This is a genomic window from Rhizobium sp. BK376, assembly GCF_004341625.1.
Classification (GTDB): Bacteria; Pseudomonadota; Alphaproteobacteria; order Rhizobiales; family Rhizobiaceae; genus Rhizobium.
Map to the genome: position 1 here is coordinate 19,316 of NZ_SLZG01000021.1, position 20,271 is coordinate 39,586.

The window sequence follows — 20,271 nt, forward strand, 5'->3', positions numbered from 1 at the left end:
GAGATAGAGCGCTTCCGCGATTCGAGGAAAAGCGGAGATGCCCTAGCGGAAAGCGGATAGAAAAAGGGCGCGGAAAATCATTCCGCGCCCTGTGGATGCGATGAAGGCGCGGCTTATTCGGCCGCTTCGTCCTTCTTCTTGTCGGCCGGGATTTCCTGGCCGGTGGCCTGGTCGACGACCTTCATGGAAAGACGGACCTTGCCGCGCTCGTCGAAGCCGAGCAGCTTGACCCAGACCTTCTGGCCTTCCTTGACCACGTCCTGGGTCTTCGCAACACGCTCGGACGCGAGCTGCGAGATATGGACGAGGCCGTCGCGGGCGCCGAAGAAGTTGACGAAGGCACCGAAGTCGGCGGTCTTGACGACAGTACCTTCGTAGATCTGGCCGATTTCCGGCTCTGCAACGATCGAGTGGATCCACTTGCGGGCCGCTTCGATTTCCTTGCCGGAAGAAGAAGCGATCTTGACCGTGCCGTCGTCCTCGATGTTGATCTTCGCGCCGGTCTTTTCGACGATTTCGCGGATGACCTTGCCGCCGGAGCCGATGACTTCACGGATCTTGTCGACCGGGATGTTCATGACTTCGATGCGCGGAGCGAATTCGCCGAGCTGGCCACGGCTTTCGGTGATCGCCTTGGACATTTCGCCGAGAATGTGGGCACGACCGCCCTTGGCCTGGCCGAGAGCGACCTTCATGATCTCTTCGGTGATACCGGCGATCTTGATGTCCATCTGCAGCGAGGTGATGCCGTCGGCGGTGCCGGCGACCTTGAAGTCCATGTCGCCGAGGTGGTCTTCATCACCAAGAATGTCGGAGAGAACCGCGAAGCGCTCGCCTTCCAGGATCAGACCCATGGCTATACCGGCAACCGGCTTGGCCAGCGGAACGCCAGCGTCCATCAGGGCCAGCGAGGTGCCGCAGACGGTTGCCATCGAGGACGAGCCGTTCGACTCGGTGATTTCGGAGACGACGCGCAGTGTGTAGGGGAACTGCTCAGGCGTCGGCAGCATCGGACGGATCGCGCGCCATGCGAGCTTGCCGTGACCGATTTCGCGGCGGCCTGGGGAGCCCATGCGGCCGGTTTCGCCAACGGAGTAGGGCGGGAAGTTGTAGTGGAGCAGGAAGCGCTCCTTGTACATGCCCGTCAGGCTGTCGACGAACTGCTCGTCTTCACCGGTGCCGAGCGTGGCAACAACGATCGCCTGTGTTTCACCGCGGGTGAACAGCGCCGAACCGTGAGTGCGCGGCAGGAGGCCGACTTCCGAGACGATTGGACGAACGGTTTCGAGATCGCGACCGTCAATACGGCTCTTGGTGTCGAGGATGTTCCAGCGAACGATCTTCGCCTGCAGGTGCTTGAAGATCGCGCCGACTTCTTCGGCCGTGTACTTGGCTTCGCCTTCTTCCGGCAGGAAGTGGGCCTTCACCTTTGCCTTGACAGCGTCGACGGCGGCGTAACGGTCGGCCTTCTGCGTGATCTTGTAGGCTTCGCGCAGTTCGGCTTCGGCAATGCCGAGCATCTCAGTCTCAAGCGCAGAAAAGTCTTCCGGCTGGAAATCGCGCGGCTCCTTGGCAGCCACTTCGGCGAGCTTGATGATCGCGTCGAGAACCGGCTGGAAGCCCTTGTGGCCGAACATGACGGCGCCGAGCATGACGTCTTCCGGCAGTTCCTTGGCTTCGGATTCAACCATCAGAACGGCATCGTGCGTGCCGGCAACGACGAGGTCGAGAACCGACTCGTCCATCTCGTCGAGATGCGGGTTGAGGACGTATTCGCCGTTGATGTAGCCGACGCGTGCGCCGCCGACCGGGCCCATGAAGGGAACGCCTGAAAGCGTCAGGGCAGCCGAGGTCGCAACCATGGACAGGATGTCGGGGTTGTTTTCCAGATCGTGCTGGATGACGGTTACAACGACCTGCGTGTCGTTCTTGTAGCCTTCAGGGAAGAGCGGGCGGATCGGACGGTCGATCAGACGCGAAACCAGCGTTTCGTTCTCGCTCGGGCGGCCTTCGCGCTTGAAATAGCCGCCAGGGATCTTGCCGGCTGCGTAGGTCTTTTCCTGGTAGTTTACGGTGAGGGGGAAGAAGTCCTGGCCCGGCTTCGGCGCCTTGGCCGAAACGACGGTCGCGAGCACCACGGTCTCGCCGTAGGTTGCCATCACGGCGCCATCGGCCTGGCGGGCGATCTTGCCGGTTTCCAGCTTGAGCGGGCGGCCTGCCCACTCGATTTCCACGGTATGAACGTCAAACATATGTCTTGTCCTTCAATGCGGGATGACGCGTCCTCGCCCTTCAAGGGGAAACGCGACGTCGACCGCAATCAATGTGACGCATCATGGGCAAGACAACGGGAGGCTTTGCAACGTTGACCAAGGCTTGAAACCCTGGCCGAAAGCATCCGGCAATCCTGCCCCATGACAGGTCAACGGTTGGTTCTGGCGGGACCGGCCCATCCGGTCTGCCAATTTTGCCTCATGGCGCACCGAGAAGGGGCGCGCAGCAGAGACATCTTAATAGGGTTTTCAAACCCTGGATAGACGACCGGCGGGCGTTCGCAGGAACGCCCGCCGGAAAACTATTAGCGGCGGATATTCAAGCTGTTGATCAGCTTGGTATAACGGCCTTCGTCCTTCTTCTTGAGGTAGTCAAGAAGCGAGCGGCGGCTGGAAACGAGCGTCAGGAGGCCACGGCGGGAGTGGTTATCCTTCTTGTGGTCCTTGAAGTGCTCGGTCAGGTTATTGATGCGCTCGGTGAGGATCGCAACCTGAACTTCCGGAGAACCGGTGTCGCCTTCGGCAGTTGCGTATTCCTTGATCAGCGCAGACTTGCGCTCGGCAGTGATCGACATCGGACAATCCTTTCATAAGAGGAGATAAGTCGCCAGAAGCCGGGATGTCGTCCAGCCTTGGCCGCGAATGCACAGGGCTATGCCAAATGCTGGGCTGCCTATAAACTATTAAGCTCGTAATGGGAAGGGGCAGCCCGAAGCAGCGGATTCACTGCTTTCCCGACATGGCGTTCCGGATCATGGCGTCATAGCCTTCCGGATCCTGAAGCATGGCAAAGTGGCTCGCGTCCTTGAGGATGACCAGCTTGGCACCCGGTATCTCCTTCGCCATCATTTCTGTATGGTCGAGCTTGACGGCTTCGTCGTGATCGCCGATGGCGAGCGTCACCGGAACGGTGATCTTTGAGAGATCGGACGCCGTCCATGCCGGCTGGCTCGCCCACATGGCCGAGATCTGGTTGACGAAGGCATCATACTCGGTCGGCGTCGGCGAGAGCTTCTTATACTGCTCGCCGGCGACATTGATGTAGTTGCTGAACGTCGCGTTGTTCATCACGTCCGATTTGACGCCATCCGTCGTCACGTTGGCTGCCTGCGCAACCACCTGCTTCAGCTTTTCCGGATGGGTCATCGCCATATCGATACCGATGATGCCGCCATCGGACCAGCCGACCAGGGTCACCTTGTCGAGCTTGAGATAATCCAGCAGGGCGACGTAATCGGACGTCATGAGATCGTAGCCGAAGGGTTGCTCGCTGCGGGTCGAGCGTCCATGGCCGCGGCTGTCTGCGACAATGACCAGATGATCCCTGGCGAAATCCTTGATCTGGTTGCCCCAGACATCGGCATTGCCGAGGCCTCCATGGATGAAGAGGATCGGATCACCCTGCCCATACTCGGCATAGTACATCTTGATGTCGTTCACCGGCGCCATGCCGCTGGCATTGGGTGTCGGCATGGAGGGAAAGGCCGGAAGCTCGGCCCAGCGCTCGGCAGACCGGGCGGCTGATATCGTTGCCATCAGTGAAAACAAAGCGATCGTCGCAAGCATAATCCGGCGCATCATTTACCTCCTGTCGGACCGTGTGATCTGCAGAGAATATGGCGCCATCGACGATTGACAATCACCCGAGCGTTCCGGCCGCGACGCAAGGCGGGCAGCCGGTTGATATCCGCTCGGGCCCTAAGTCTTGCCGGCTTAGGCGAAGACGCGCTTCGGCCGGAACTCGCCTTCGCCGATCTCGCCGATTGCGATCAGCTTGCCGCGTGCGGTCGCATAGGCTTCGCTCTCGGCAACCGGCGCGTCGCGGCCACGCACGAGAATGGGATTGCCCATCTTCAGCCGGTGTGCCTGGTCGTCGGTGACGACAAGATGCGGCAGCGACGACAGCGCCTCGCTGGTGTCGATCAGGAAAGCATCGAGGGCGGCAAGCCGCTCATCCGCGTCCTCGATCGCCTCAAGCTCCAAGAGTTTTGCGAGCGGCACCATGCTCTCCTCGGCAAAGGGCGCAACGAAGGTGCGCCGCAGGGAGGCGATGTGTCCGAAGCAGCCGAGGTCGCGTCCGAGATCGCGAGCGATCGAGCGGACATAGGTGCCCTTGCCGCACTCGATTTCGAAATGAGCGAGATTGGACGTCGCGCCGAGCATGGTCAGGCGGAAGACTTCCACTTCGCGGGAGGGGATTTCGACGGTTTCGCCCTCGCGCGCCAGATCGTAGGCGCGCTCGCCGGCAATCTTGATCGCCGAAAACTGCGGCGGCACCTGCTCGATGACGCCGGTATATTTCGGCAGCAGCGCGCGGATATCTTCTTCGCTCGGCCGCTTGTCCGAGGACTGCGTCACATCGCCTTCGAGGTCGTCCGTCGCGCGCTCCTCGCCCCAGGCGACGGAGAATTCATAGATCTTGCGGCCGTCCATGACGTAAGGAACGGTTTTGGTCGCGTCGCCGAGAGCGATCGGCAGCATGCCGGATGCCAGCGGATCAAGCGTGCCCGCATGGCCGCATTTCTGCGCCTTGAACAGCCACTTGATCTTGGAAACGGCTTCGGTCGAGCCGAAATCCACCGGCTTGTCGAGAATAAGCCAGCCGGAAACCGGCCGGCCCTTGGGTTTGCGTGGTTTGGACATCAAGTCTCTTCTATTATTGGTCTTCGTCGCTGCCGTCGTCGAGGTCGCGCTGAACCTCGGGCGAACGCAGCAGTGCATCGATCTTCTTGTAATTGTCGAAGCTCGTGTCGTCGCGGAAGCGCACTTCCGGCATGTATTTCATCTGCCGAAGCTGCGGACCGAGACGGCCGCGGATGAATTTCGCGTTGCGGTTCAGCGCATCGATGACGACGCTGTGGTCGGAAACGCCGAGCGGCGTCACATAGGCCGTCGCGATCTTCAGGTCGGGCGACATGCGCACCTCCGAGATCGAAATGACGGTTGCCTCGATAACGTCGTCGCGCACCTCGCCCCTCTGCAGAACCTGCGTGATGGCGGCTCGAACCTGTTCGCCAACACGCAGCATGCGCTGCGACGGCGCTGAGGATGTCGGTCTTGTGGCCATTTCTTACACTCCAAAAGGCCTTACAGCCAAAAAGGCCCCTACAGCCAAAAAGGATTGGGCGCCGGACTGGTTGATCCGGCGCCCGTCCAGAATTTCAATCTCGATCCGCTCAGAGCGTGCGCGTGATGTGTTCCACGCGGAAGCACTCGATCGTATCGCCGGCGCGGATGTCTTCGTAGTTTTCGAAGGCCATGCCGCATTCCTGACCGACCGGCACTTCCGAGACTTCGTCCTTGAAGCGCTTGAGCGTCTTGAGCTTGCCTTCGTGGATGACGACGTTGTCGCGGATGAGGCGGACACCTGCGCCACGCTCGACCTTGCCTTCGGTGACGCGGCAACCTGCGACCTTGCCGACCTTCGTGATGTTGAACACCTCGAGGATCTCGGCATTGCCGAGGAAGGTTTCGCGCCGTTCCGGAGAGAGCAGGCCCGACATTGCCGCCTTCACGTCATCCACGAGGTCGTAGATGATGTTGTAGTAGCGGATCTCGATGCCTTCGCGCTCTGCGAAGGTGCGCGTCTGCGCATTCGCACGGACGTTGAAGCCGATGATGGCAGCGTTCGACGCTTCGGCGAGCGAGATATCCGATTCCGTGATACCGCCGGCGCCCGAATGCACGATGCGTGCCCGGACTTCGTCGGTTCCCAGCTTTTCGAGTGCGCCGGCAATGGCTTCGATCGAGCCCTGCACGTCGCCCTTGATGACCAGCGGGAATTCCTTGACGCCCGAGGTCTGCAGCTGCGTCATCATCTGTTCCAGTGAACCGCGCTGGCCGGACTGGCGGGCAGCGGCCTTGTCGCGGGCGAGACGCTGGCGATATTCCGAGATCTCGCGTGCGCGGCTTTCGTTCTCGACCACGGCAAACTTGTCGCCTGCAGCCGGAGTGCCCGAAAGTCCGAGAACCTCAACGGGGGTCGCCGGGCTGGCTTCCTTGACGTGGTCACCCTTGTCGTTGATCAGCGCGCGTACACGGCCCCACTGGTCGCCGACAACGATGATCTGGCCGGGACGCAGCGTACCCTTCTGCACGAGCACAGTCGCAACGGCGCCGCGGCCGCGGTCGAGCTGGGCTTCGATGACGGTACCTTCCGCCGTGCGGTTCGGATTTGCCTTGAGATCAAGGATTTCCGCCTGCAGCAGGATGGCTTCGAGCAGCTTGTCGAGGCCGAGGCCGGTCTTTGCCGATACTTCGACGTCGAGGACTTCACCGCCCATGGATTCCACGAAAACTTCGTGTTGCAGAAGCTGCGTGCGCACCTTTTGCGGATCGGCCTCGTGCTTGTCGACCTTGTTGATCGCCACGATGATCGGAACACCGGCCGCCTTGGCGTGGTTGATCGATTCGATCGTCTGCGGCATCACGCTGTCATCAGCCGCGACCACGAGAACGGCGATGTCAGTCGCCTGCGCGCCGCGGGCACGCATTGCCGTAAAGGCAGCGTGGCCTGGCGTGTCGATGAAGGTGATCTTCTGACCGTTCTGTTCGACCTGATAGGCGCCGATATGCTGCGTGATGCCACCGGCTTCGCCGGAGACCACGTTGGCATGGCGGATGGCATCGAGCAGCGAGGTCTTGCCGTGGTCGACGTGGCCCATGATCGTGACGACCGGCGGACGCGATACCTGATCGCCGCCCTCGTCAGCCACGTTGAAGATACCGAGTTCGACGTCGGATTCCGAAACGCGCTTGACCGTATGGCCGAATTCGCTGGCGATGAGTTCTGCGAGGTCGGCGTCGATGACGTCGCCCGGCTTCATCATTTGGCCTTCCTTCATCAGGTACTTGATAACGTCGACCGCGCGTTCGGACATGCGCTGCGACAGTTCCTGAATGGTGATGGTTTCCGGCAGGATAACCTCGCGGACGACCTTTTCGCGCGTTTCCTGCATCTGGCTGCGGCGGAACTTCTCCTGCCGGCGACGCATGGCGGACAGCGAGCGACCGCGTGCATTGTCCTCACCATCGACATTGGCCGTCGTCACGGTCAGCTTGCCGCGACGGCGCTCGTCTTCGGTCTTCGGACGTGCCGGGGCCTTGGCCGGTTCGGGACGCACGATCTTGCCGCGTGCCGGAGCGCCGCGTGCCGGGCCGCGATCATCCTCTTCCTCGTTGCGGCGACCGCGAACGGCCGGGGCTTCGGTCGCAGGCGTGGTACGCGTAGGCTGAGCTGTTCCTTCCTGTCGGCGCACGACCGGAACCGGGCGCGGCGCTTCGGGTGCCTTGGCCTCAACCGGAGCGGGTGCCGGCGCGGCCTTGACTTCCTCGACGACCGGCTCGGGAACGCGAGCAGCCTCTTCCGCGGCGCGACGTGCAGCCTCGGCGGCCTCTTCGGCACGGCGCTGTTCTTCCTCTACCTTGCGGCGGGCTTCTTCTTCGGCGCGGCGAACTGCATCGGCAGCGTCACGAGCCTGGGCTTCGGCGAGCGCACGACGGCGCGCGTCCATTTCTCCGGCGGAGAGATGGTTGAGCACCACGGGACGCGACTGCCGGTCCTGGTTGGGCCGCTGCGGCTGGCCACCCTGGTTCTGTTGCTGCGGGCGATGCTGCTGCTGGCCACCGGGCTGGTGGATGCGCGGAGCCGGCTGCGGCGGGCGCGGCGGCTGCGGGGTGGGTTCAGCAATGCGCGTCACGGAAGCTGGCGCTGCCGCCGTCACAACTGGCTTTTCATCTTCAGGACGTAGAGGGCGGCGTTTACGTGTTTCGACCACGACCGCCTTGGTGCGACCGCGACCCATATCCTGGCGCACGGTGCCCTGGTTCACGCCTGACGGTTTCAGGGTGAGGGTCTTCTTACCCGCTACGCTCAGTGTCTTGTCGTCATTGTTGTCGGTCATTCCGTTCCCTTCGGACGAGGGCCGGATGACGTCCATCAGACCCTGTCGTTCAATACATGTACCTTAATGAGGCGTCCGGCATGGGCCGGTGACCGCGTCATTGTTTTCGCCGGCCAGCGCCGCCCGTTGCCCGGGACTGACCGCCGTTGCGGTACCGTTCGAGCAGGTTTGCGCGCTTCACTACACCCTCACCCGCCTGCCCTGCAAGCGCTGCGGCATGGATAAAAGTGTTCTGGCCCATCAGTGCCTCCATTTCCGCCTCCGAGAAGAGACGGAAAGAAGGTATTTCGCTCTCGGTCTCCATTCCGAGATGCCAGGCCTTGCGGGCCTGGTCGATTTTTCTAACGCCGTCGTCCGCCGCGTCAGTTGCGTGGAAGACAGCAAGCGCTGCTCCGCTCCTGATCGCGGCATCGACTTTCGACGAGCCGGTGACGAACTGGCCCGCCTTGCGCGCCATGTTCATCATGCCCGTCAAATCCGCCGAAAGCAGACGGTCGACTCGGGCGCCCAGATCGTCGGACGCCGTCACCTCCGCTTTCAGGGCGCGGGAGAAAAGCCTCTTCGCCACTGCCTTGTCGACGGTTGCGCGTTCGGGCTTCACCCAGCAACCGCGACCCGGCAGCTGCCGCTTCAGATCGGGAACGACTGTCCCGTCGGGAGCGGCGACAAAGCGTATCAGCTCATCCGGCGATCCGCTTTCTCTTGTCACAATGCACATGCGGCCGTTCGTACCGTCGCCAGCGGGACCATCGTCTTCGGTCCCGGCGTCCGGCTTGAGTTCGGCCATCATGCTTCCTGCTCGGCCTCAGCCTCGGCGGGCTCTTCGCCTTCAGCCTCGACAGCGAGATCGTCTTCGGTGATCCAGCCGGCCAGGAGACGGGCCTGCACGATCATCTGCTCAGCCTCGACGCGCGAAATCTCGAGCTTGGAGAACAGGCCTTCGAACTTCTTTGTCTCGCCGTTCTTGCGTTCCGACCAGCCGACGAGATCGTCGGCTGCACAGCCGGCGAAGTCTTCGATCGTCTTGATGCCGTCTTCACCGAGCGCGACCATCATCTGCGAGGTCATGCCGTTGATCTGGCGCAGCTCGTCGGAAACGCCGAGCGCCTTGCGCTTCTCGTCCATTTCGGCTTCGAGCTTTTCAAGGAATTCGCGGGCGCGGGTTTGGATTTCCTGCGCGGTGTCTTCATCGAAGCCATCGATCGAGGAAATTTCGTCGAGATCGACATAGGCCAGTTCCTCGACGGCTGCGAAGCCTTCGGAAGCCAGAACCTGGCCGACCATTTCGTCGACGTCGAGCGCGTCCATGAACAGGTTGGTGCGCTCGTTGAATTCCTTCTGACGGCGTTCCGATTCCTCGGCTTCCGTCATGATGTCGATATCCCAGCCGGTCAGCTGCGAGGCGAGACGGACGTTCTGGCCGCGACGGCCGATGGCGAGCGAAAGCTGCTCGTCCGGAACGACGACTTCGATGCGTTCCGCATCCTCATCGAGAACGACCTTGGCGACTTCGGCCGGCTGCAGGGCGTTGACGACGAAGGTCGCCGGATCCTGGCTCCACGGAATGATGTCGATCTTCTCGCCCTGAAGCTCACCGACGACGGCCTGGACGCGCGAACCGCGCATACCGACGCAGGCGCCGACCGGATCGATCGACGAGTCGTTCGAGATGACGGCGATCTTGGCGCGCGAACCCGGATCACGGGCAACCGACTTCACCTGGATGATGCCGTCATAGATTTCGGGCACTTCCATGGTGAAGAGCTTCACCATGAACTGCGGATGCGTGCGCGACAGGAAGATCTGCGGGCCGCGCTGCTCGCGGCGGACGTCGTAGACGAAGGCGCGGACGCGGTCGCCATAGCGGAAGTTCTCGCGCGGGATCATTTCGTCGCGGCGGATGATGCCTTCGCCACGGCCGAGATCGACAATGACGTTGCCGTATTCGACACGCTTGACGGTGCCGTTGACGATTTCGCCGACGCGATCCTTGAATTCGTCGAACTGGCGGTCGCGTTCGGCTTCACGCACCTTCTGCACGATGACCTGCTTGGCCGACTGGGCGGCGATACGGCCGAAATCCATCGGCGGCAGCGGATCGGCGATGAAGTCGCCAAGTGCTGCGTCCGGATTGCGGTCGCGGGCAAGCTCCAGCGGAATCTGCGTGGAATAGTCTTCGGCCTTCTCGACGACTTCGAGCAGGCGCTGCAGGCGGATTTCGCCGGTCTTCGGGTTGATGTCGGCGCGGATGTTCGATTCCGTGCCGTAGCGGGAGCGCGCGGCCTTCTGGATCGCATCCGCCATTGCGGCAAGCACGATCTCGCGGTCGATGACCTTTTCGCGCGCCACTGCATCTGCGATCTGCAGAAGTTCAAGCCGGTTCGCACTGACTGCCATTGTCTTTAGTCTCCGTCTTCCTGCCCGTGTTCCCGTTTCGTCGGGCGGTTCGTTGATCGGTTATTCTTCGTCTTCTTCGACTTCGTCGTTCTGGTTCGCTGCCTCGGCTTTCGCCAGCTTGTCGGCGCGCAGCGCATCACGAATGAGGTCGTCCGTCAGGATAAGCTTGGCATCGGCCAGCGTGCTGAACGGAATGGTCACCCTCGGCTCTTCGCCATAGGCGACCTGGTCGCGCTCGATCGTAAAACCATCTTCGGTCACGTCGGTGATCTTGCCGCGGAAGCGCTTGCGATTGTCCACCAGGATCGAGGTCTCGCACTTGATCAGGTGGCTCTGCCAGCGCGTAAAGTCCGACTTGCGCACCATCGGACGATCGATGCCGGGCGACGACACTTCCAGATGATACGCCTTATCGATGGGATCTTCCACATCGAGGACAGGAGAAACCGCCGTGGAGACCGCTTCACAGTCCTGGACGTTCATGCTGCCATCGGCGCGCTCCGCCATGATCTGCAGCGTTGCGCCGTTCTGGTTCAAGAGCCGGACGCGGACGAGGCGGTAGTCCATGCCGAGCAGGACCGGCTCGATGATGGCGGCAAGACGCTGGTCAAGGCCGGTCTCGGTGATCAGCCGCGGTTCGTTGATATCGTTTGCGTTTGTCAAATCCGACAAGCGGTGCGCTCCTCGCATATAGGTATGCATCGGTGATCGCGGTAATAAAAAAGAGCGGGTCCTTGCGGCCCACTCTTCATCACACGATCAAGAATTTGAAGCCGATATATGCCGGTTTCCGTCAAATTGCAAGCTCGGGTCCAGCTTTGGCTATTTCAGCGTGCCCAGCATCGAGCTGTCGGGATAGCAGGTCGGCTTCATGCCGGTCTTTTCCTGCCACTGGCCGATCGAGCGGCGTGTCTTGTAGCCGGGCAGTCCGTCCGTGCCGCCGACATCATAACCCTTCTTCTCCAAAGTCTTCTGCATAGAGGCAACATCCGAACGCAGCATCTTGCCGACATCGCCCCATGGACCCTGGAATGCGCCCGATCCGTTTGCGATCCGGTCAGCCAGATTGCCGACATAAAGCGCATAGAGATCGGAGTTGTTATATTCCTTGATGACATAGAAATTGGGCGTGACGATGAATTCCGGCCCGTCGCGGCCGGCCGGAACCAGCATCATACCCGATGCCTTGAGTTCATCCGACGGGAAGGGCTTGCCCGAAATGCGGGTGATCCCGACGCCTGCCCAGCGGGCGATCGGCTTGGCGAGATCCGGCCCCTCCTGCGCGCAGGACACGTCGATCGGAATGGTGACCTCATAACCCCAACCCCGATCCCGCTGCCAGCCTTTCTTGACCAGATAATTTGCGATCGAGGCCAGCGTATCCGGCACTGAAGTCCAGATATTGCGATGACCGTCGCCATCTAAATCGACCGCATATTGGAAATAGCTGGTCGGCATGAATTGCGGCTGGCCGAGCGCGCCCGCCGAAGATCCCTTGAACTGGTCAGGCGTCACGTCGCCATGTTCGAGAATGCGCAATGCGGCGATCAGCTCGTTGCGGAACATATCTTTCCGCGTCGACATGAAGGCTTTGGTCGCCAGCACCTGGATCGCCGATTCCGGCATCTTGGCCGCGCCGAACCCTGTCTCGCGGCCCCAGATCGCCAGCACGATCGAGCCTGGCACGCCATAGGTCTTCTCGATCCGTTTCAGCGTCGAGGCATATTGCGAGGCAAAGCCGCGGCCCGTCGTCGCCAGGCGCTGCAATCGGCCTTCGTTGAAATATGGCGCGGGGGAAGAAAACTCGGCCTGCGTCTGCTTCTGTTCCTTCGCCGGTGGAAAGCCGGGCGGCGCCAGGTCGTTCAGCGTCCAGTCGAGCTGGATGCCCGAGAATGCGGCCTTGAACGTGCTTTCCGATATGCCGTCCTTTTTCGCTTCCGGCCAGAGATCGGTCTGGAGCCAGTTTTCGAATTGGGATTCGACGGCTGCCTGCGAAGGGGCGGCGAGGGAGGGCGATGCTGTGGCGCATGCCAGCAGGATCGCCAGCGCATAGCGGGCGACACCCCCCTCTGTCCTGCCGGACATCTCCCCCGCAAGGGGGGAGATTGAATCGCGGCTGCGTCCCTCTTGTCGTTTGAGAAAGGAAGTTAGGCGACGCCAACGATGAAGTGGAGAGCTAACCTCTTGCCGATCTCCCCCCTTGTGGGGGAGATGCCCGGCAGGGCAGAGGGGGGCGGGCTGCGGCAAAGCGAACCGGGCAATATTCCGCATCCTCCACCCCCTCAAATCGCCGTTCGCGCCCGAAGCGCGGCCGTCAGCGTTCCCTCGTCGAGATAGTCGAGCTCGCCGCCGACGGGAACGCCATGCGCCAGCCGGGTGATCTTCACTTCCAGCCCCGAAAGCTGGTCGGTTATATAGTGTGCTGTGGTTTGTCCCTCGACCGTCGCGTTGACGGCGATGATGATCTCGCGCACGCCGCCTTCGCCGACCCGGTCGATCAGCCCGCGAATGTTGAGATCGTCAGGCCCGACGCCGTCGAGCGGCGAGAGCACGCCGCCGAGAACGTGATAGGCCGCGTTCATCGCGCCGGCGCGTTCGAGCGCCCAGAGATCGGAGACGTCCTCGACCACGATGATGACGGACTGGTCGCGCCGGTCGTCGGTGCAGACGGTGCAGGGGTCGATCGTGTCGACATTGCCGCAGCGCGAGCAGATCTTCACCTTGTCGTAGGCTTCGCCCATCGCGTGGGAGAGCGGGCCGAGAAGCTGGTCCTTCTTCTTGATCAGATGCAGCGCCGCGCGTCGGGCCGAGCGTGGCCCGAGCCCCGGCACTTTCGCCAGAAGCTGGATGAGTTTTTCGATTTCGGGGCCGGTGACTCGCTTTGCCATAGGCGGCTTTTATCTCATATGCTGGAAAAACGGAATCGCGGAAGGAATGCCTGGCTCATGAAAATTCTGGCCGTGTGCACGGGCAATGCCGAAAAGCTGCTCGGCAAGAGCTACAAGACCGGCATTTACAAGCATCCCATCCATGGTGCGGTGCTCGTCGATGCCGAGGGCTTGTTGGGCGACGCCATCTGCAATCGCAAGCATCACGGCGGCGTCGATCAGGCCGTCTATGTCGAGGGTTCGATCACGCTCGACTGGTGGGTGACTGAACTCGGCCGATCCATCGAATCCGGCGCCTTCGGCGAAAATATAGTGATCGAAGGCCTGGATAACAGGCTCGTCTCGGTCGGTGATCGTTTCATAGCCGGCGATCTTGTTCTCGAAGTCACTTCGGCCCGTATTCCCTGCGCGACCTTCGCCGCCAAGATGGGCGATAAGGGATTCGTGAAGCGCTACACTGAGGCTGGGCGTCCAGGCATTTATTGTCGCGTTCTGAGCGTTGCTTATGTCTCGTCCGGCACTCCGGTCGAATACATTCCCTATGCGGGCGAAAAGGTGACCATGCCCGAACTGATGGAGACCTTCGGCCGCAGATTGACGCAAGAAGACCGCGCGCGCTATCTGGCGGCCCCCATTCACCACAAGCTCAGGGCCATGCTGGAATCGCAATCCGATCCGGCCTAAACCCGATGAGCTCAATGCATCGCGATGGCAACTGCCGCGCCCGCCATCGTGCCGGCGCTGGCGCGGTTGGCGATTCGCACGGCGCGGCGGCTTTTCAGGAAACCGCGTGCCTTGGCCGCAAGCAGTGCCCAGGCAAGATCGATCGAGATCAGCACCGCAAACATCGTCGCCACCAATTCGGCCCAGCCGACGATGGTCACGGCGTGAATGTCGATGATCGACGGCAGCAGCGCCACGTAAAACATCATGATCTTAGGATTGCCCATCGTGACCGTCAGCCCGGCAAGGAACAGGCGGGCCGGCGACTGTACATCGGGCAGGGCCTCCTCGGCGGAGGCCGCCGGGGCAAACCACATTTTCCAGGCAAGATAGAGCAGGTAGCAGACGCCGATCCACTTGATGGCGACGAAGGCGAAGTGGAAGGTTTCGGCTACAGCCGAAAGTCCCGCGACCGCGCAGGTCAGCCAAACAGCCTCGCCGATCCACATGGCGGCGAGAAACGGCAGCACATCGCGCGTGCCCTTGCTCAACACGCGCGCAACCAGCGCCGCAATGCTCGGCCCCGGCGATCCGGCGGCCACGAAGAGCGCGCCGGCAAAAACCAGCAAAGTCGTCAGGCTCATCCTATCCTCCCGGTATAGCTAGTGCCCGATCTTAGAACGGCAGCTTGAAGCCGGGCGGGATCGGCAGGCCGGCGGTCAGCGCCTTGGTCTTTTCCGCAGCCACGGCTTCGGCCTTTTCCTTCGCGTCCTTATGGGCGGCGACGACGAGGTCCTCGAGGATTTCGACGTCGTCCTCCTTGAAAAGCGACGGATCGATCTTCAGGCCGAGCAGCTCGCCCTTGCCGTTCATCGTTGCCGTAACGAGGCCGCCGCCGGACTTGCCTTCGACGGTGAGCGCGGCGATCTCTGCCTGCATCGTCTCCATCTTGGCCTGCATTTCCTTGACCTTGCCCATCATGCCCATGATGTCGCGCATCGTCTCGGTCCTTCTCTTGTGTCTGGTTCAGTCGGTTATGTCAGAATTCTATGTCGTCGCCCGGCAGGATATCGCCTTCTTCGGATTCGGCAGCAGCCGGCGGTGCCGCCTGCTCCTCTTCCTCGGGCTCCGGCGCGCGCACGCGCACGTCGATGATCTTGGCGCCGGGAAACTGCGAGAGGATCGCGGCGACATCGGGGTCCTGCCGCGCGTCGAGCACACGCTGCTGCTGCGCCTGCGCCTCGGCCTCGACCATGGTCGGCTCGCCTTCCTCGCGGCTGAGGCTGACGATCCAGTGGATGCCGGTCCATTCCCTGAGTTTGACAGACAGTTCGCCGAGCAGCGTGGTCGGTGCGCCCTCCGTCAGATTGACGTCGAGGCGGCCTGGCTCGAGCTTCACGGGTCGCACGAAGGTGCGCACCAGGGCCTTGATCTTGGCGTCGCGCTTCTGCGCAGCGAGTTCGACGATATCGGCGATCGAATTAACGGGAACGAGAGGTTTCGGCGCCTCGGCCGGCTTCGTCTCGATGCGTCCGACCGGCGTTGCGTCAGGCTGGGTATTCGGAACTGCGCGCAGCATGGCGGTTGGTGCCGGCTGCGGCGTCGGGCGTGCGTTAGGCACCGTTTCGGTCGCTCGCGCAGCAATGCCTGCCTGATAGGCAACGGGCGTGCCGGAACCCGCGCCTGAACCATTACCGGAGGACGGGGCAGGCGAGGGACGAGCGCCATTGCCATTGCCGGCATCGCCTGAAAATTCCGCAAGCCGGCGCGCCGCCTCTTCGGGTGCCGGCAGATGGGCGGCATGGGCAAGACGAATGAGCACCATTTCGGCAGCACCCGCCGTGCGCGCAGCATTTTCGGTCTCGGGGATGCCCTTGAGTAGCATCTGCCAGATGCGCGAAAGCGTCGTCACCGCCACCCCTTGCCCGAATTCGGCCGCCTTCGTCCGCTCGACCTCGCTGAGCGACGGATCGTCGGCGGCATCGGGTACATATTTCAGGCGAGTAACGAGATGGGTGAAATCGGCAAGATCGGTCAGCACGACGACGGGATTGGCGCCGGCCTCATACTGGCTGTTGAATTCCGCAAGGGCGGCCGCCACATCGCCTTTGACGATATGCTGGAACAGATCGACGATCCGGGCGCGGTCTGCAAGGCCGAGCATGCCGCGCACCGCATCCGCCTCGACCACGCCGCTGCCATGGGCGATCGCCTGATCGAGCAGCGACAGCCCGTCGCGCGCCGACCCTTCCGCAGCGCGGGCGATCATGGCGAGCGCGTCCGGCTCGGCCGTGATGCCTTCCTTGGAAGCGATTGTCGTGAACAGGCCGACGAGATCCGACGCGCTGATGCGGCGCAGGTCGAAGCGCTGGCAGCGCGACAGGACCGTGATCGGAACCTTGCGGATTTCCGTCGTGGCGAAGATGAATTTCACATGTTCCGGCGGCTCTTCGAGCGTCTTCAACAGGCCGTTGAAAGCCTGCGTCGAGAGCATGTGCACTTCGTCGATGATATAGACCTTGTAGCGCGCCGAAACCGGACGGTAGCGAACCTGCTCGATGATCTCTCTTATATCGTCGATGCCTGTATGCGAGGCAGCGTCCATTTCGATGACGTCGACATGCCGGCCTTCCATGATCGCCTGGCAATGGTCGCCGGGGATGCGAAGGTCGATCGTCGGCTTGTTGATTTCAGCCGTCTTGTAGTTGAGTGCGCGGGCGAGAATGCGCGCCGTCGTCGTCTTCCCGACGCCGCGAACCCCGGTCAGCATATAGGCCTGCGCGATGCGCCCGGTCTCGAAGGCGTTGGTCAGCGTACGGACCATCGGCTCTTGGCCGACCATCAGGTCCGTGAAGTCCTTGGGGCGGTACTTGCGGGCCAGCACCCGGTAGCCGGTGCCCGTCGGGGCGGCATCTGGTGCTTTTGGCTCGGTGTCGTTCATCGCCCTGCTTGGTCTTGCCCTGACGCAGCCGGGCATTGTGCTGGAAAAGGGTGGGAGGCTGGCACGATGACCCGTGCCGGGCTCGTTAGGGCTGCTTCCTTCCGGACCTGACCCGGTTGGCGAGTGGCTCGTCCACCACCAACCTCCCGCCGCACATATCGGCAATATCGCCATCAAAAGCAAGCCAACACCAAAAAAAACTGCTAAATATCATGAAAACACTGGAGGATTACCCAATTGCACGAATTCGTTCTCGATGAACGCCTTGCCAATGACACCATTCCGGTCGCAACGACGGGCCTTTGCGAAGTGCGGCTTCTTAGGGATCGCCGCTGGCCGTGGCTGGTTATCGTTCCGCGTCGGCCCGGAATTTCGGAGGTTTTCGAACTGACCCCGCTTGACCGGGTGCTGCTGACATTCGAGACGGATAAGGTTGCCGCAGCGTTGAAGACGGCGACGGGCGCGGTAAAAATCAATGTCGGGGCTCTTGGCAATATCGTCCGTCAGCTTCATGTTCATGTGATTGCGCGCTTCGAAGGCGATCCGAACTGGCCGGGACCCGTCTGGGGCTACGGCAAGGCGGAACCCTATTCGGACGAAGACATGAACGCCTTCATAGCCAAATTGCGGGAAGCCATTTCACCATGAATCATTCCATTTTTTCGTCAGATGCGCCCCATCCCGAGGCCAGCCTTCTGACCGCCTTTGCCGAAAACCAGCTTGATCGCCAGGCAGAGCATCGCGACGAGGAATCGGTCGACAAGGCGCTCGCCAAGGAAGGCACCCATATCCTTGCCTTTGCCAATGACAAGCTGGTGCTGAAGCATGACGGCCAGGTGCTTGATCCGCTGTTTGCCCGCTACGAGCTGAAGGAACTCGATCCGGATTGGGATGCCACGGTTCTGCTCGGCTATCGCAAGACCGGCGAACCGCGGCTTGCCGTGCCGGTTCGCGTTGCCGCCGACGATCTCGCCAGCCAGTACAAACCCGCCGACATGCGGGCGCTCTGGCGCGAACTGCTGCTGGAAGGCGAAATCCTCGGAGAGGCCGCCCAAGGCATGAGCCTCATCCGCTGGAATGCCGACAACCGCTTCTGCGGCCGCTGCGGGTCGACCATGGAAAGCAAGATCGGCGGTTACAAGCGCGTCTGCACTGCCTGCGAGCACACGATCTTCCCGCGCACGGATCCTGTTGTCATCATGCTGACAGTGGACGAGGAGCGGGGGCTCTGCCTTCTGGGCCGCAGCCATCATTTCGCGCCGGGCATGTATTCGTGCCTTGCCGGTTTCCTCGAGCCCGGGGAGACGATCGAGAATGCCGTACGTCGCGAAACCTTCGAGGAGTCAGGCATCCATATCGGGCGCGTCCGCTACCATGCCTCGCAGCCCTGGCCGATGCCGCATTCCCTGATGATCGGTTGCTATGCCGAAGCGAAATCGACCGATATCCATATGGATGGCGCCGAACTCGATGATTGCCGCTGGTTTACGCGGGAAGAGACGCTCGCCATGCTGGATCGCGTCGCGCCATCGGGCAATACTTCTCCGCCCAAGGGCGCAATCGCCCATCGCCTGATGCGCGACTGGGTGGAATGGAAGCGATAGGCCCCATGCCATGGCACGCGCCGAACGCCTGCTGACGCTGCTGCAGACCCTGAGGCGTTATCGACGCCCGGTCAGCGGGGCGGCGCTTGCGACCGAAACCGGCGTCAGCCTGCGCACGCTTTATCGGGATATCGCCAGCCTCCAGGCTCAGGGTGCTGACATCGAGGGAGAGGCCGGCGTCGGCTATGTGCTGAAGCCGGGCTTCATGCTGCCGCCGATGATGTTTTCGCAAGAAGAGATCGAGGCCCTTGTCCTCGGCTCCCGCTGGGTGGCGCGCGCTGCCGAACCGAGGCTTGCGGGCGCCGGCGCCGATGCGCTGGCCAAGATCGCGGCGGTCCTGCCCGACGACATGCGCGAGACGATCGAATCGGCCGCTCTGCTCGTCGGCCCGCGCGTCAGCAGCGAGGACAAGGCCGACCTGCCGGCTATCCGCAAGGCGATCAGGACTGAGCGCATTCTGGAACTGACCTATGGCGACGAGCGCGGCGCCGTGTCCGTGCGCCGTGTCTGGCCCTTCGCGCTCACCTATCTCGAGCAGGTGCGGGTCATGGTCGCCTGGTGCGAACTGCGGCAGGATTTTCGCCATTTCCGGACCGACCGCATCATCGAGATGGCGCCTTCGGAAGTGCGCTATCCGCGCCGGCGCGACGTTCTGCTCAAGGAATGGCGCGACCAGCAGGGCATTCCTTCTGAGCCCTGACACTACTGCCATAAACTGTCAGCAGGTGCGGTTATGATCGATGCCATTCCAAGCAGGCCAATTTAGGCAGGAAGGAGTACCGATCATGGCAAACCCCAACCTCACAATTCCCTATCTCGCTGGCCACATGACCGTCGCAGAAACGCGTTCGGTCGTGGCCCGCCTGCTGCATGTCTTCACCTATGCCTTGCGGCAGATGGAGCGGCCAGATCCCCGGCTCGACCTCGACGCGATGCCGGATCACATGAAGCGCGATCTCGGTTTCCTGGATGGGCAAAGCCCACATTACGAAGACAATCTGATGCGGTAAGCCGCCGACGGGGTGGATCCGCGGCTGCGCCTAACCAAACCACACTGCAACTGAAAGAGCGGCGCGATTATCGCGCCGGTTCTTCAGGCAAACGATGCTGCCAAAATCTGTCAGCATGCGGAATTATATTCATCCCACCCACGCAAAGAGGAATATCGAAATGGCCAGCCCGAACATGATCATTCTCTACGTTAAGGACCCAGCCGAGAGCGTGCCCTTCTACAGCGATATCCTCGGGCGCGAGCCTGCGGTGGCATCGCCGAATTTCGCAGCCTTTCCGCTGGACGGCGGCTTCACGCTCGGCCTCTGGCGTCGCAGCACCGTCGAGCCGCAGCCCTCCGCACTCGGCAATCGCGGCGAAGTCGCTTTCATGGTGCCGGGGGAAGGCGCTGTTGCCGCCCATTACGAGCAATGGCGCAATCGCGGCCTGCCGATCGCTCAGGAACTGACCACCATGGATTTCGGACCGACCTTCGTCGTCCTCGATCCGGATGGCCATCGGCTCCGGGTTTGTGAGCCGGATAAATAACGTCGCCTCCCATACTGACCGCCGGGCCCTTGCCGCTTCCGGGCGGCGAGGGCCGAATCATAT

Annotated in this window: 20 protein-coding genes and 1 other RNA gene; 6 read left to right on the plus strand and 15 right to left on the minus strand. The window is 61.9% G+C overall.

Translation table 11 applies throughout. The features are described from left to right. Positions 1-113: 113 nt before the first annotated feature. The 11 genes from pnp to recR all read right to left on the minus strand — a co-directional run bounded on the left by pnp (position 114) and on the right by recR (position 13,461). Positions 114-2,252, minus strand: a complete 2,139-nt coding sequence (gene pnp, locus EV561_RS29460; RefSeq protein ID WP_132527193.1) for a polyribonucleotide nucleotidyltransferase — start codon at positions 2,250-2,252, stop codon at positions 114-116. Between the two features lie 326 nt (positions 2,253-2,578). Beyond that, the gene (rpsO, locus tag EV561_RS29465) at positions 2,579-2,848 is read right to left on the minus strand and encodes a 30S ribosomal protein S15 (RefSeq protein WP_132527195.1); all 270 of its coding nucleotides are present in this window, start codon (positions 2,846-2,848) and stop codon (positions 2,579-2,581) included. A gap of 148 nt (positions 2,849-2,996) precedes the next feature. Beyond that, positions 2,997-3,851 (minus strand): alpha/beta hydrolase, encoded by an 855-nt coding sequence (locus tag EV561_RS29470; protein ID WP_132527197.1) that lies wholly within the window; start codon positions 3,849-3,851, stop codon positions 2,997-2,999. Positions 3,852-3,986: 135 nt separating this feature from the next. Next, entirely contained in the window at positions 3,987-4,916 is a 930-nt protein-coding gene (gene truB, locus EV561_RS29475; protein WP_132527199.1) for a tRNA pseudouridine(55) synthase TruB, read from the minus strand. 13 nt (positions 4,917-4,929) lie between these two features. Further along, positions 4,930-5,340 (minus strand): 30S ribosome-binding factor RbfA, encoded by a 411-nt coding sequence (gene rbfA / locus EV561_RS29480; protein WP_132527201.1) that lies wholly within the window; start codon positions 5,338-5,340, stop codon positions 4,930-4,932. Between the two features lie 109 nt (positions 5,341-5,449). Beyond that, positions 5,450-8,176 carry a translation initiation factor IF-2 gene (infB, locus tag EV561_RS29485; protein WP_132527203.1) on the minus strand — a complete coding sequence of 909 codons (2,727 nt, stop codon included), beginning with the start codon at positions 8,174-8,176 and terminating at the stop codon, positions 5,450-5,452. A 97-nt stretch (positions 8,177-8,273) separates the two neighbouring features. After that, positions 8,274-8,966: an RNA-binding protein gene (locus EV561_RS29490; protein ID WP_132527205.1), complete on the minus strand. Its 693-nt coding sequence runs from the start codon at positions 8,964-8,966 to the stop codon at positions 8,274-8,276. Then, the gene (gene nusA / locus EV561_RS29495) at positions 8,963-10,573 is read right to left on the minus strand and encodes a transcription termination factor NusA (RefSeq protein ID WP_132527207.1); all 1,611 of its coding nucleotides are present in this window, start codon (positions 10,571-10,573) and stop codon (positions 8,963-8,965) included. The genes EV561_RS29490 and nusA overlap by 4 nt, the downstream gene beginning before the upstream one ends. A 60-nt stretch (positions 10,574-10,633) precedes the next feature. Then, positions 10,634-11,245: a ribosome maturation factor RimP gene (rimP, locus tag EV561_RS29500; protein WP_132527209.1), complete on the minus strand. Its 612-nt coding sequence runs from the start codon at positions 11,243-11,245 to the stop codon at positions 10,634-10,636. A 150-nt stretch (positions 11,246-11,395) separates the two neighbouring features. Next, positions 11,396-12,658: a lytic murein transglycosylase gene (locus EV561_RS29505; protein ID WP_132527211.1), complete on the minus strand. Its 1,263-nt coding sequence runs from the start codon at positions 12,656-12,658 to the stop codon at positions 11,396-11,398. Positions 12,659-12,855: 197 nt separating this feature from the next. Then, positions 12,856-13,461 (minus strand): recombination mediator RecR, encoded by a 606-nt coding sequence (gene recR / locus EV561_RS29510; RefSeq protein WP_132527213.1) that lies wholly within the window; start codon positions 13,459-13,461, stop codon positions 12,856-12,858. A 57-nt stretch (positions 13,462-13,518) separates the two neighbouring features. Here recR and EV561_RS29515 point away from each other — a divergent pair, with 57 nt between their 5' ends. Further along, on the plus strand, positions 13,519-14,145 hold the full coding sequence (locus EV561_RS29515; protein WP_207910614.1) for an MOSC domain-containing protein: 627 nt from the start codon (positions 13,519-13,521) through the stop codon (positions 14,143-14,145). A gap of 11 nt (positions 14,146-14,156) precedes the next feature. Here EV561_RS29515 and EV561_RS29520 read toward each other — a convergent pair whose 3' ends face one another. The 4 genes from EV561_RS29520 to ffs all read right to left on the minus strand — a co-directional run bounded on the left by EV561_RS29520 (position 14,157) and on the right by ffs (position 17,212). Further along, on the minus strand, positions 14,157-14,768 hold the full coding sequence (locus EV561_RS29520) for a LysE family translocator (RefSeq protein WP_132527217.1): 612 nt from the start codon (positions 14,766-14,768) through the stop codon (positions 14,157-14,159). Between the two features lie 31 nt (positions 14,769-14,799). Beyond that, a complete protein-coding gene (locus tag EV561_RS29525) occupies positions 14,800-15,123 on the minus strand; it encodes a YbaB/EbfC family nucleoid-associated protein (protein ID WP_132527219.1) in 324 nt (107 codons plus the stop codon). Between the two features lie 40 nt (positions 15,124-15,163). Continuing rightward, positions 15,164-17,065: a DNA polymerase III subunit gamma/tau gene (locus tag EV561_RS29530; RefSeq protein WP_132527221.1), complete on the minus strand. Its 1,902-nt coding sequence runs from the start codon at positions 17,063-17,065 to the stop codon at positions 15,164-15,166. Positions 17,066-17,115: 50 nt separating this feature from the next. Beyond that, an RNA gene (gene ffs / locus EV561_RS29535) (signal recognition particle sRNA small type) lies at positions 17,116-17,212 on the minus strand. 90 nt (positions 17,213-17,302) lie between these two features. On the opposite strand from ffs, the gene EV561_RS29540 reads away from it, so the two are divergent. The 5 genes from EV561_RS29540 (at position 17,303) to EV561_RS29560 (ending at position 20,208) form a co-directional block, all read left to right on the plus strand. Beyond that, positions 17,303-17,713, plus strand: coding sequence for an HIT family protein (locus tag EV561_RS29540; RefSeq protein ID WP_132527223.1), 411 nt, complete (start codon positions 17,303-17,305; stop codon positions 17,711-17,713). After that, entirely contained in the window at positions 17,710-18,669 is a 960-nt protein-coding gene (gene nudC / locus EV561_RS29545) for an NAD(+) diphosphatase (protein ID WP_132527225.1), read from the plus strand. The genes EV561_RS29540 and nudC overlap by 4 nt, the downstream gene beginning before the upstream one ends. 10 nt (positions 18,670-18,679) lie before the next feature. Next, positions 18,680-19,369: a YafY family protein gene (locus tag EV561_RS29550; protein ID WP_132527227.1), complete on the plus strand. Its 690-nt coding sequence runs from the start codon at positions 18,680-18,682 to the stop codon at positions 19,367-19,369. A gap of 85 nt (positions 19,370-19,454) precedes the next feature. Continuing rightward, positions 19,455-19,679, plus strand: coding sequence for a hypothetical protein (locus EV561_RS29555; RefSeq protein WP_132527229.1), 225 nt, complete (start codon positions 19,455-19,457; stop codon positions 19,677-19,679). Positions 19,680-19,839: 160 nt separating this feature from the next. After that, positions 19,840-20,208, plus strand: a complete 369-nt coding sequence (locus tag EV561_RS29560; RefSeq protein ID WP_132527231.1) for a VOC family protein — start codon at positions 19,840-19,842, stop codon at positions 20,206-20,208. The last annotated feature ends 63 nt before the right edge of the window (positions 20,209-20,271 follow it).

Coding starts and splice junctions, on each gene's coding strand:
- EV561_RS29470 (WP_132527197.1), bottom strand. CDS start 3,851: ATGCGCCGGATTATGCTTGCGACGATCGCTTTGTTTTCACTGATGGCA.
- EV561_RS29525 (WP_132527219.1), bottom strand. CDS start 15,123: ATGCGCGACATCATGGGCATGATGGGCAAGGTCAAGGAAATGCAGGCC.
- nudC (WP_132527225.1), top strand. CDS start 17,710: ATGAATCATTCCATTTTTTCGTCAGATGCGCCCCATCCCGAGGCCAGC.
- EV561_RS29490 (WP_132527205.1), bottom strand. CDS start 8,966: ATGATGGCCGAACTCAAGCCGGACGCCGGGACCGAAGACGATGGTCCC.
- EV561_RS29515 (WP_207910614.1), top strand. CDS start 13,519: ATGAAAATTCTGGCCGTGTGCACGGGCAATGCCGAAAAGCTGCTCGGC.
- rbfA (WP_132527201.1), bottom strand. CDS start 5,340: ATGGCCACAAGACCGACATCCTCAGCGCCGTCGCAGCGCATGCTGCGT.
- EV561_RS29505 (WP_132527211.1), bottom strand. CDS start 12,658: ATGTCCGGCAGGACAGAGGGGGGTGTCGCCCGCTATGCGCTGGCGATC.
- nusA (WP_132527207.1), bottom strand. CDS start 10,573: ATGGCAGTCAGTGCGAACCGGCTTGAACTTCTGCAGATCGCAGATGCA.
- infB (WP_132527203.1), bottom strand. CDS start 8,176: ATGACCGACAACAATGACGACAAGACACTGAGCGTAGCGGGTAAGAAG.
- pnp (WP_132527193.1), bottom strand. CDS start 2,252: ATGTTTGACGTTCATACCGTGGAAATCGAGTGGGCAGGCCGCCCGCTC.
- EV561_RS29550 (WP_132527227.1), top strand. CDS start 18,680: ATGGCACGCGCCGAACGCCTGCTGACGCTGCTGCAGACCCTGAGGCGT.
- EV561_RS29520 (WP_132527217.1), bottom strand. CDS start 14,768: ATGAGCCTGACGACTTTGCTGGTTTTTGCCGGCGCGCTCTTCGTGGCC.
- EV561_RS29560 (WP_132527231.1), top strand. CDS start 19,840: ATGGCCAGCCCGAACATGATCATTCTCTACGTTAAGGACCCAGCCGAG.
- rpsO (WP_132527195.1), bottom strand. CDS start 2,848: ATGTCGATCACTGCCGAGCGCAAGTCTGCGCTGATCAAGGAATACGCA.
- EV561_RS29555 (WP_132527229.1), top strand. CDS start 19,455: ATGGCAAACCCCAACCTCACAATTCCCTATCTCGCTGGCCACATGACC.
- truB (WP_132527199.1), bottom strand. CDS start 4,916: ATGTCCAAACCACGCAAACCCAAGGGCCGGCCGGTTTCCGGCTGGCTT.
- EV561_RS29530 (WP_132527221.1), bottom strand. CDS start 17,065: ATGAACGACACCGAGCCAAAAGCACCAGATGCCGCCCCGACGGGCACC.
- recR (WP_132527213.1), bottom strand. CDS start 13,461: ATGGCAAAGCGAGTCACCGGCCCCGAAATCGAAAAACTCATCCAGCTT.